10 protein-coding genes are annotated in these 9,325 nt (G+C 52.8%); 3 read left to right on the plus strand and 7 right to left on the minus strand.

Annotated features, from left to right (window positions below; all coding sequences use genetic code 11):
- Window positions 1-93 precede the first annotated feature (93 nt).
- The 6 genes from ABLV11_RS19845 to zapE form a co-directional block, all read right to left on the minus strand.
- Window positions 94-810, minus strand: a complete 717-nt coding sequence (locus ABLV11_RS19845; protein WP_126489598.1) for a DUF1120 domain-containing protein — start codon at window positions 808-810, stop codon at window positions 94-96.
- A 658-nt stretch (window positions 811-1,468) separates the two neighbouring features.
- Window positions 1,469-1,957, minus strand: coding sequence for a ClpXP protease specificity-enhancing factor (gene sspB / locus ABLV11_RS19850; RefSeq protein WP_024274762.1), 489 nt, complete (start codon window positions 1,955-1,957; stop codon window positions 1,469-1,471).
- A gap of 3 nt (window positions 1,958-1,960) precedes the next feature.
- Entirely contained in the window at window positions 1,961-2,599 is a 639-nt protein-coding gene (sspA, locus tag ABLV11_RS19855; protein ID WP_004106197.1) for a stringent starvation protein SspA, read from the minus strand.
- 311 nt (window positions 2,600-2,910) lie between these two features.
- Window positions 2,911-3,303, minus strand: a complete 393-nt coding sequence (rpsI, locus tag ABLV11_RS19860) for a 30S ribosomal protein S9 (protein ID WP_000829815.1) — start codon at window positions 3,301-3,303, stop codon at window positions 2,911-2,913.
- A gap of 15 nt (window positions 3,304-3,318) precedes the next feature.
- Window positions 3,319-3,747 carry a 50S ribosomal protein L13 gene (rplM, locus tag ABLV11_RS19865; RefSeq protein ID WP_004106200.1) on the minus strand — a complete coding sequence of 143 codons (429 nt, stop codon included), beginning with the start codon at window positions 3,745-3,747 and terminating at the stop codon, window positions 3,319-3,321.
- A gap of 219 nt (window positions 3,748-3,966) precedes the next feature.
- Complete coding sequence (zapE, locus tag ABLV11_RS19870) at window positions 3,967-5,100, minus strand: cell division protein ZapE (RefSeq protein WP_004106202.1); 1,134 nt, start codon at window positions 5,098-5,100, stop codon at window positions 3,967-3,969.
- A gap of 190 nt (window positions 5,101-5,290) precedes the next feature.
- On the opposite strand from zapE, the gene zapG reads away from it, so the two are divergent.
- The 3 genes from zapG to degS all read left to right on the plus strand — a co-directional run bounded on the left by zapG (window position 5,291) and on the right by degS (window position 8,377).
- Entirely contained in the window at window positions 5,291-5,689 is a 399-nt protein-coding gene (gene zapG, locus ABLV11_RS19875; protein ID WP_004106204.1) for a Z-ring associated protein ZapG, read from the plus strand.
- Window positions 5,690-5,861: 172 nt separating this feature from the next.
- A complete protein-coding gene (gene degQ / locus ABLV11_RS19880) occupies window positions 5,862-7,229 on the plus strand; it encodes a serine endoprotease DegQ (RefSeq protein ID WP_224329710.1) in 1,368 nt (455 codons plus the stop codon).
- Between the two features lie 86 nt (window positions 7,230-7,315).
- Window positions 7,316-8,377 carry an outer membrane-stress sensor serine endopeptidase DegS gene (gene degS, locus ABLV11_RS19885; RefSeq protein WP_024274763.1) on the plus strand — a complete coding sequence of 354 codons (1,062 nt, stop codon included), beginning with the start codon at window positions 7,316-7,318 and terminating at the stop codon, window positions 8,375-8,377.
- A gap of 26 nt (window positions 8,378-8,403) precedes the next feature.
- Here the strand turns inward: degS and ABLV11_RS19890 are convergent, their stop codons facing one another.
- Window positions 8,404-9,105: a hypothetical protein gene (locus tag ABLV11_RS19890; RefSeq protein ID WP_126489600.1), complete on the minus strand. Its 702-nt coding sequence runs from the start codon at window positions 9,103-9,105 to the stop codon at window positions 8,404-8,406.
- Window positions 9,106-9,325 lie beyond the last annotated feature (220 nt).

Below are 9,325 nucleotides of genomic sequence, written 5' to 3' on the forward strand. Positions count from 1 at the left end.
GTGTATTAAAATGAGATAGAGCTTATTAACAGGCCCAATAAATTTTATAAAAATATTTATTGGGCCGAATTTCAGAAGGACAGCATATAAATATTAGAGATAAACAAGACTCAGCGTGGCATTACCATCGAGCTCGATTTTTGTTCCGGCACCCAGTACGCCATTGTCCTGAACGGCGGAAACAATATCCAGCGGCATCACTAAATCTTTAAACAACATTGGGGTGGTTTTGCCGGTTTCAGCAACGGTAACGATACGGGTAGTATCAGGATAATATAACCCACCACCGTTCGCATTCTTCCATACGGAACTTGCTACATCCGTATCTTTCACAATCATATCCACTGCTGCACCATCGGCAGTTAACCCATCCTTCATTGCCGTAACGGTGTAAGCACCAATGTTCACGTTGTTAACGGTGCCGAGGCCAAATACTGCATTAGTATTCGACATATTCTGACCCGGTACATAGTCTGCAATATAGGCCGAACTTGAAAGCGTGACTTTAGAACTCGCGCGGTTATCCTGCGCAATAATACCCACGCTGGTCGCCGCATCGCAGCTTACCGTTAAAGTAATGGATTTTTTTCCCAGCTGAACTAAGGAGTTACCGTTAATTGTTTTCTCGAGAACCGAGTTGTTCATGGAGCCATAATCAACGACGCCACTGTTGCTTAGTTCCGGAGTACATGCTGCCGGAGTAAAAGTTCCTTTTACCGTAAGATTGGCATCCGTGGCAGCATTGGCGCCTGCAGTAGAAACAATAGCAGCGCAAACGCACAGCGCAGAAAGTGACTTTTTAGAGAACATATCAATTTTCCTTAATGTATAGTACGACCGATATGAATTAAAATATCGGCATATCCTTTATCCAATTAAATCATTATCACTAATCATCCCCTCAATAATTATTGAGAAAAGAATTAGTCACTGGAAGTAATGATGAAAGAGACTCCTCTCACCGCCGGCTAATCTACTTAATTGAACGACTAATCTCAAGAAAAATAATTGCAAATTTTAAAAAGTAAAAACCTTCAATGATTACAAGAAGATAGTACATGAACTGCAGGTAAGTTAAATAAAACACAGGTCAGTTAATTAATCTGCTCTTTATAAATAAACGGCATCAATAGTAAAATAAGAACACATATTCATCATAGAAACACCTTAATTAAAGTTACAATAAATAAACCCAGAAAAATATGAATTCACACTCCCATTTCATCTAATATACCCTATCTCCTGTGCTGGATGACCATAGGGCACAGCAAAATAATCTGTGCAGACCCAGCCCGCCGCAGAAACACACTTTGCCCTGACGGAGAAGAGACTCGACGCCAGCAGTAAAGTTATAAAATGAAAAAAAAGCGAAGCATATCTATGAATGCTTCGCTCGGGATAGGGGATGCTGTCTGATTCACATATGAATTCATATATGAATCAGGCCCCGCAGGGCCTGTTATTGATATCACTTCACAACGCGTAGCGCCGGGCGTCCGCCACGGGGCGGCGGCGTATCATCCGGATCGTCGTCGTGATTATCTGGCTTATCACCATCGATCACCGACATGACCGTTTCGCTGTCAGGCAGCTCTTCTTCATCGTTCAGGCTGGTGACATCTTCATCGTAAGCGGCTTCTGGTTCGAACATGGTCCCCGCACCGTTCTCACGCGCGTAAACCGCCAGTACGGCAGCCATCGGCACGGAGACATTGCGCGGCACACCGCCGAAACGCGCGTTAAAACGCACTTCGTCGTTCGCCAGCTCCAGGTTACCGACAGCACGCGGAGCAATATTGAGAACAATTTGCCCATCACGCGCATACTCCATCGGCACAAGTACGCCCGGCAGAGTAACATCAACGACCAGATGCGGAGTCAGCTGGTTATCCAGCAGCCACTCATAGAACGCCCGCAGCAGGTACGGGCGACGAGGCGTCAGCTGTGATACATCCATCATTTAGCCCCGACCGAGGCGCATTTCACGCTCGGCTTCAGTTAAAGAAGCGAGGAAAGAGTCGCGCTCAAATACGCGAGTCATATAGCCTTTAAGCTCTTTCGCGCCAGCACCAACCAGCTCGACGCCAAGAACCGGCAGGCGCCACAGCAGCGGAGCCAGGTAGCAGTCCACCAGGCTAAACTCATCGCTCAGGAAGTACGGCTTCTGGGTGAAGACCGGCGCAATGGCCTGCAGCTCTTCACGCAGCTGCTTACGTGCAGTATCGGCCTGCGAAGCGGTACCGGTCTGAATAGTATTCATCAGAGAATACCAGTCTTTTTCGATACGCTGCATGTAAAGACGGCTTTCCCCACGGGCCACCGGATAAACCGGCATCAGCGGCGGATGCGGGAAACGCTCATCCAGGTATTCCATAATGATGCGAGATTCCCACAGAGTGAGCTCACGATCCACAAGCGTCGGCACGCTTTGATTCGGGTTGAGGTCAATCAGATCCTGAGGCGGGTTATCCTTCTCCACGTGCTCTATCTCAAAACTAACACCTTTTTCGGCCAGCACGATGCGGACCTGATGGCTATAGATGTCAGTAGGACCAGAAAACAGCGTCATTACCGAACGTTTGTTGGCAGCGACAGCCATGAAAACCTCCAGGTATATTCAGAATTTTGTACTGCTGCCGACCACGGATGGCCAGCCAGATGTAAAAACCCCATTTGCGTGATATCACTTTTGCTTATCATCCAAACAAAAAATGAACAATCACCTGCATTTGGGCAGAAAATTGGATGATAGTTTACCAGATTTTGAAGACGTTGTGGTGAGGGTATTCTGGAAATGCTGAAAAAGTGGTAATAATGGGGCGTTTGTAGAGGGAAAATGGCAAATTTATCCATAAAAAAACCCGCCGAAGCGGGTTTTTTCGCAAATTGTTCTGCATAAGCAGAGGACAATTAACGTTTGGAGAACTGCGGACGACGACGTGCTTTACGCAGGCCGACTTTCTTACGTTCAACCTGACGAGCATCACGGGTAACGAAACCAGCTTTACGCAGTTCGCCACGCAGGGACTCATCGTACTCCATCAGAGCGCGGGTGATACCGTGACGGATCGCACCAGCCTGACCAGAGATACCACCACCTTTAACGGTGATGTACAGATCTAATTTCTCAACCATGTCGACCAGTTCCAGCGGCTGACGAACTACCATGCGGGCAGTTTCACGACCGAAGTACTGTTCCAGAGAACGCTGGTTGATAACGATTTTACCGTTGCCCGGTTTGATGAAAACGCGAGCTGCGGAACTTTTGCGGCGACCGGTGCCGTAGTATTGATTTTCAGCCATTGCCTATAATCCCGATTAGATGTCAAGAACTTGCGGTTGCTGTGCCGCGTGGTTGTGCTCGTTACCCGCGTAAACTTTCAGCTTACGGTACATAGCACGACCCAGCGGGCCTTTTGGCAGCATGCCTTTAACCGCGATTTCAATCACACGCTCAGGACGGCGGGCAATCATCTCTTCAAAGGTCGCTTCTTTGATACCACCGATGTGGCCGGTGTGGTGATAGTACATTTTGTCTTCGCGCTTGTTGCCGGTTACAGCAACTTTTTCTGCGTTCAGAACGATGATGTAGTCACCGGTATCAACGTGCGGAGTGTATTCCGCTTTGTGCTTACCGCGCAGGCGCAGAGCCAGTTCGGAAGCCAGACGGCCCAGAGTTTTACCGGTCGCGTCAACAACATACCAGTCGCGTTTTACGGTTTCTGGTTTAGCTGTAAAAGTTTTCATTAAAAGCTTACCCAAATAAATAAGTTACACGTTGGTGAACACCCAAACGTTTAGTCAGTTGAGGTTCACACGACATTGTCCAGCAAACCTACCCCTTCGAATAGCCTATGCCGGCACATAGAAAGTTTTGGGAAAAAAACCTTCTCGTAACGTGGGGTCGCAAGATTATAGAGAAGTCGGGGTCAAAGATCGACCCCTTTATGTGATTTGTACCCGGTTTTACCCCGCCAGGTGTTCTCGCTTCAGATACTCCTCGCTCTGCATCTCCTGCAGGCGCGATAAACAGCGCTGGAACTCGAATTTTAATCTCTCGCCCTGATAGATCTCATACAGCGGAACCGCAGCACTGACCACCAGTTTGACGTGGCGTTCGTAGAATTCATCGACGAGGGCGATAAAGCGCCGCGCCTCGCTCTCCATCAGCCCGGTCATCACCGGCACATCAAAGAGCATGACGGTATGAAACAGGCGCGAAAGCGCAATATAGTCGTGCTGGCTACGCGCATCCACGCACAGCGTCGCAAAGGAAGCCGCCAGCGTCTGGTTCTCAACGCCTAACGTCGGCAGCGGACGGTGGTTTATCTCCAGCGTTGGCATCTGCTCGCGCTTTGCGCCCGCCAGCGCCAGCCACAGTTTGTCCATCTGCTGCCGGGTCTCAGCGTTCAGCGGCGACAGCCACAGGTGCGCCTGGGTCAGCGTGCGCAGACGATAATCGATGCCGGCGTCGACATTCATCACATCGCAGTGCTGCTTAATCGCGTCGATCGCAGGCAGGAAGCGGGCGCGCTGCAGACCGTTACGGTACAGTTCGTCAGGAGGAATATTCGACGTCGCCACCAGGGTTATCCCGCGGGCAAACAGCGCTTTCATCAGACCGCCCAGCAGCATCGCATCGGTAATGTCAGAGACAAAAAACTCATCAAAGCAGAGCACATCGGTTTCAGCTTTAAAACGGTCCGCAACGATTTCCAGCGGATCGCTGTGCCCCTGCAGCGTGGTTAACTCTTCATGTACCCGCAGCATAAAGCGATGAAAATGCAGACGTTGTTTACGTTCTCCCGGCAGACTTTGAAAGAACAGATCCATCAGCCAGGTTTTCCCTCTGCCGACCCCACCCCACATATAGAGACCGCGAACTGCGGCCGTTTCGACAGCGGGTTCACGCTTGCCCAGCAGCTTGCCGAATTTCGCCCGCAGACCGCCGCCGGTTTGCGGCGCTACCGAAGGTTTATTCTGCAATTCTTGATAAATCGTATCGAGGCGGCTGACCGCTTCTCGCTGAACGTCGTCAGGTTGATGGCTTCCCTCTTTGAGAGCGGAAAGGTAACGCGATGTTGGGGACAGGCTTTGCATGATCTAATTGTTATTCCTTGAAAACCGTAATGCCGTAGCTCACGATTGACGAAAAAAAGGCTGCTCTACACTACGTGATGATACGCCAGGATTCCACTTCTGTGGAATTAGCGGTTATAGTGGCACTATCGGGCGCAGGCGGAGAGCCTCATAGCCACCCTACGGAACCACAAAACAACGGGAGATGTTCATGACCTGGGAATACGCGCTAATTGGGCTAGTTGTCGGCATCATTATCGGTGCCGTCGCGATGCGTTTTGGCAATCGTAAATTACGCCAACAGCAGGCGCTGCAGTTTGAACTGGAAAAGAATAAAGCAGAGCTGGAGGAGTACCGCGAAGAGCTGGTGAGCCATTTCGCCCAGAGCGCCGAGCTTCTGGATAACATGGCGCATGATTACCGCCAGCTGTATCAGCATATGGCGAAAAGCTCCAGCAACCTCCTGCCGGACACCATGGCGGACGCTAATCCGTTCCGCAATCGTCTGGAAGAGTCCGAAGCGGGCAACGATCAGGCTCCGGTCCAGATGCCGCGCGACTATTCTGAAGGCGCATCCGGTCTGCTGCGCGGCGGTGTAAAGCGCGATTGATTCGGCAACGCCAGTAAAAATATTTTCCGGGCGCACCCTCTGCGCCCGTTTCAACCTCTCATCCCAGCTACAATTTAACTATTGCCCACGTTGTTACCGGGTCGAAAATTCAATAACATCGGGCCATTCGGGACGTTTCCCATACACCTCAGGTTACGAGAGCCAGCAACTAATGAATAAACCAACTTTGCTGTTGAGTGCGTTAGCGTTAAGCATTGGGTTGTCGTTGTCAGCCTTACCTCCGGCAGCAGCGTCTTTACCGACACAAGTTCCGGGCCAGGGCGCGCTGCCAAGCCTCGCGCCAATGCTGGAAAAAGTGTTGCCGGCGGTGGTGAACGTACAGGTTGAGGGTACCGCGTCACCCGCGCAGGATATGCCGGAAGAGTTGAAGAAATATTTTGGCGACAACGCGCCGCAAGAGCAGGCGCAGCCTTTTGAAGGATTGGGTTCCGGGGTCATCATTGATGCCGCAAAAGGCTACGTGCTGACCAATAATCACGTCATTAATCAGGCCCAGAAGATCAGCGTCCAGCTCAACGACGGGCGTGAATTCGATGCCAAACTGGTCGGCAGCGACGAGCAGAGCGATATTGCACTGCTGCAGATCCTCAAGCCCAGTAATTTGACGCAAATCGCTATCGCCGACTCGGACAAGCTGCGGGTTGGCGACTTCGCCGTCGCCGTCGGTAACCCATTTGGCCTGGGTCAGACCGCCACATCCGGGATTGTTTCCGCCCTTGGCCGCAGCGGCCTGAACCTTGAGGGGCTGGAAAACTTTATCCAGACCGATGCTTCCATTAACCGCGGCAACTCCGGCGGCGCGCTGCTGAACCTCAACGGCGAGCTGATTGGCATCAACACCGCCATTCTGGCCCCGGGCGGTGGCAGCGTCGGCATTGGTTTCGCCATTCCCAGCAATATGGCAAAAATCCTCTCTCAGCAGCTTATCCAGTTTGGCGAAATCAAACGCGGCCTGTTGGGTATTAAAGGAATGGAAATGAGCGCGGATATCGCCAAAGCGATGAATCTTGACGTCCAGCGCGGCGCATTCGTTAGCGAAGTCCTGCCAAACTCGGGGTCGGCTAAAGCGGGCGTTAAATCTGGCGACGTTATCGTCAGCCTGAACGGCAAACCGCTCAACAGCTTCGCCGAACTGCGTTCACGCATCGCCACGACCGAGCCGGGAACCAAGGTGAAATTAGGACTATTGCGCGAAGGGAAACCCGTTGAAGTGGAGGTCACGCTGGACAAGAGCACCTCGTCTTCCGCCAGCGCAGAGCTTATCGCTCCGGCGTTACAGGGCGCATCGTTAAGCGACGGTCAGATGAAGGATGGGACCAAAGGCGTCATCATTGATAACGTCGATAAAGGCAGCCCTGCCGCGCAGGCCGGCCTGCATAAGGACGATATCATTATTGGCCTCAATCGCGAACGCGTGCGCTCGATTGCCGAACTGCGAAAAGTACTCGAAAGCAAACCGACGGTCATTGCACTGAACGTCGTTCGCGGCAGCGAAAGCATCTATCTACTGCTGCGCTAACTCGCCTTCCGGACATCGCGTGCAGTGCGATGTCCGGACAAGTCGTGTTATGCTTCGCCTGTCTATCCATCAACGATATCTGCATCATGCCTGCAAAGCTTTTACGTTCGATACTTATCGGTTTGATCGTCGGCGGTCTGCTGCTGGCCGTCATGCCTTCCCTGCGCCAGTGGCAGCTTTCGCCGACCACGCAATACGATAGCGCGGATGAATCCCCCGCCAGCTATAATTCCGCCGTCCGTCGCGCGGCGCCTGCGGTCGTCAATGTCTATAACCGCGCCCTTAACAGCACCAGTCATAATCAGTTAACGCTCGGCTCCGGCGTGATCATGGACCAGCGCGGCTATATTCTGACCAACAAGCACGTCATCAACGATGCCGATCAGATTATTGTTGCCCTGCAGGATGGCCGGGTCTTTGAAGCGCTGCTGGTCGGCTCAGATACCCTCACCGATCTGGCGGTATTAAAAATCAACGCCAGCGGCGGTCTGCCGGTTATTCCGATTAACCCGAAACGCGTGCCGCATATCGGTGACGTCGTGCTGGCGATTGGCAACCCGTACAACCTCGGGCAAACCATTACCCAGGGCATTATCAGCGCCACCGGGCGTATCGGTCTGAACCCCACTGGGCGCCAGAACTTCCTGCAGACCGATGCGTCAATCAACCACGGTAACTCCGGAGGCGCGCTGGTGAACTCGCTGGGCGAGCTTATGGGTATCAATACCCTGTCATTTGATAAAAGCAACGATGGCGAAACGCCGGAGGGCATCGGCTTTGCGATTCCTTTCCAGCTGGCGACCAAGATTATGGATAAGCTGATCCGCGATGGCCGCGTGATTCGTGGCTACATTGGGATCAGCGGCCGCGAAATTGCGCCGCTGCACGCGCAGAGCGGCGGCGGTATCGATCAATTGCAGGGGATTGTAGTGAATGATGTGGCGCCGGAAGGCCCGGCAGCCCAGGCAGGGATCCGCGCCAATGACGTGATTATTTCGGTTAACGATAAACCCGCCGTTTCCGCCCTGGAAACCATGGATCAGGTCGCAGAGATCCGTCCGGGATCGGAAATTCCGGTGGTGATTATGCGTGACGATAAAAAAATTACGCTGCATATCGCCGTACAGGAATATCCTGCGACCAACTAACAGGCTCCCCGAACGGGGAGCGCTATTTAATCAGCAAAAATCGGCCCGGCCGGGAATTTCGCCAGAAACCCGGTGACGGCCAGCAGCGACCACAGCCCCGGCCAGGCAAACTGCCGCTCCCGCAGCTCGTCATCGAGCGTCATCAGCGCAAATTCGCCGTTATCACCCAGTACGCCGCCCTGCCAGAGCAACCGTTGAGCCTGCTGCCGCGCCCAGGGTGATTCGCTCTTCCAGGCCAGCAGATGCAGCAGTGACTGCTGCAGGCAGACGCCATGAGGATGCTTGTCCCGCAGCAGTCGCCGGTAAACCGGCAGCGATATGCTGCGCACGGTATAAAATCCGCTACGGGTTTCAGCATCGGCATCCGCCGCGCCGGCACAATACTGGCCGGCCAGGTCGCACAGACGATTGTGCGTCAGCGTCTTTCCCAGTGTATCCAGATGACCCGCTGCGGCACACAGCAGCCCACTTCTTTGCATCCACGGTGTGGAGTCCCGAAATACCGTATCAGGTAGCGCCGGTTCTGTTTCAGCTGCTTTATTTTGCGTACCCGCCTCATAGCAATGGACAAAAAAATCATGGCCTCCGCGGGCAACCGATGGGTGCGCTAACAGGTTAAGCGCGGGCTGCAGTTGTTCAACTTCATCTACTGATGCCAGCATGTAATCGATAATGACATCTTTTGTCGATGCCCTGCTTTCGGGGCGTAATGTTATGGTTTCATTCATCAAAGCCTCCTAATAGGAAATCTCCCGGTGGCGCTGCGCTGACCGGGCTACGGGTCCGTGCGATCCGGTAGCCCGGACAAGGCGCGTTAAGCGCCGCCTCCGGGAGGATCCCCGGGTCGCGGCTGACGCCTTATCCCGGGCTACGGGTTTACAGCCGTCTGCGGTCCGGTAGCCCGGATAAGCCGTTTACGGCGCAATCCGGGGAAAGGTAACGATTCAC

The organism is Klebsiella sp. GW_Kp181 (genome assembly GCF_040062315.1).
In the GTDB taxonomy this organism is placed as follows: domain Bacteria; phylum Pseudomonadota; class Gammaproteobacteria; order Enterobacterales; family Enterobacteriaceae; genus Klebsiella; species Klebsiella oxytoca.

What these genes read in the sequence shown, in the direction of transcription:
- ABLV11_RS19845 (WP_126489598.1), bottom strand. Translation starts at nt 810, where the DNA reads ATGTTCTCTAAAAAGTCACTTTCTGCGCTGTGCGTTTGCGCTGCTATT.
- sspB (WP_024274762.1), bottom strand. Translation starts at nt 1,957, where the DNA reads ATGGATGTATCACAGCTGACGCCTCGTCGCCCGTACCTGCTGCGGGCG.
- sspA (WP_004106197.1), bottom strand. Translation starts at nt 2,599, where the DNA reads ATGGCTGTCGCTGCCAACAAACGTTCGGTAATGACGCTGTTTTCTGGT.
- rpsI (WP_000829815.1), bottom strand. Translation starts at nt 3,303, where the DNA reads ATGGCTGAAAATCAATACTACGGCACCGGTCGCCGCAAAAGTTCCGCA.
- rplM (WP_004106200.1), bottom strand. Translation starts at nt 3,747, where the DNA reads ATGAAAACTTTTACAGCTAAACCAGAAACCGTAAAACGCGACTGGTAT.
- zapE (WP_004106202.1), bottom strand. Translation starts at nt 5,100, where the DNA reads ATGCAAAGCCTGTCCCCAACATCGCGTTACCTTTCCGCTCTCAAAGAG.
- zapG (WP_004106204.1), top strand. Translation starts at nt 5,291, where the DNA reads ATGACCTGGGAATACGCGCTAATTGGGCTAGTTGTCGGCATCATTATC.
- degQ (WP_224329710.1), top strand. Translation starts at nt 5,862, where the DNA reads ATGAATAAACCAACTTTGCTGTTGAGTGCGTTAGCGTTAAGCATTGGG.
- degS (WP_024274763.1), top strand. Translation starts at nt 7,316, where the DNA reads ATGCCTGCAAAGCTTTTACGTTCGATACTTATCGGTTTGATCGTCGGC.
- ABLV11_RS19890 (WP_126489600.1), bottom strand. Translation starts at nt 9,105, where the DNA reads ATGAATGAAACCATAACATTACGCCCCGAAAGCAGGGCATCGACAAAA.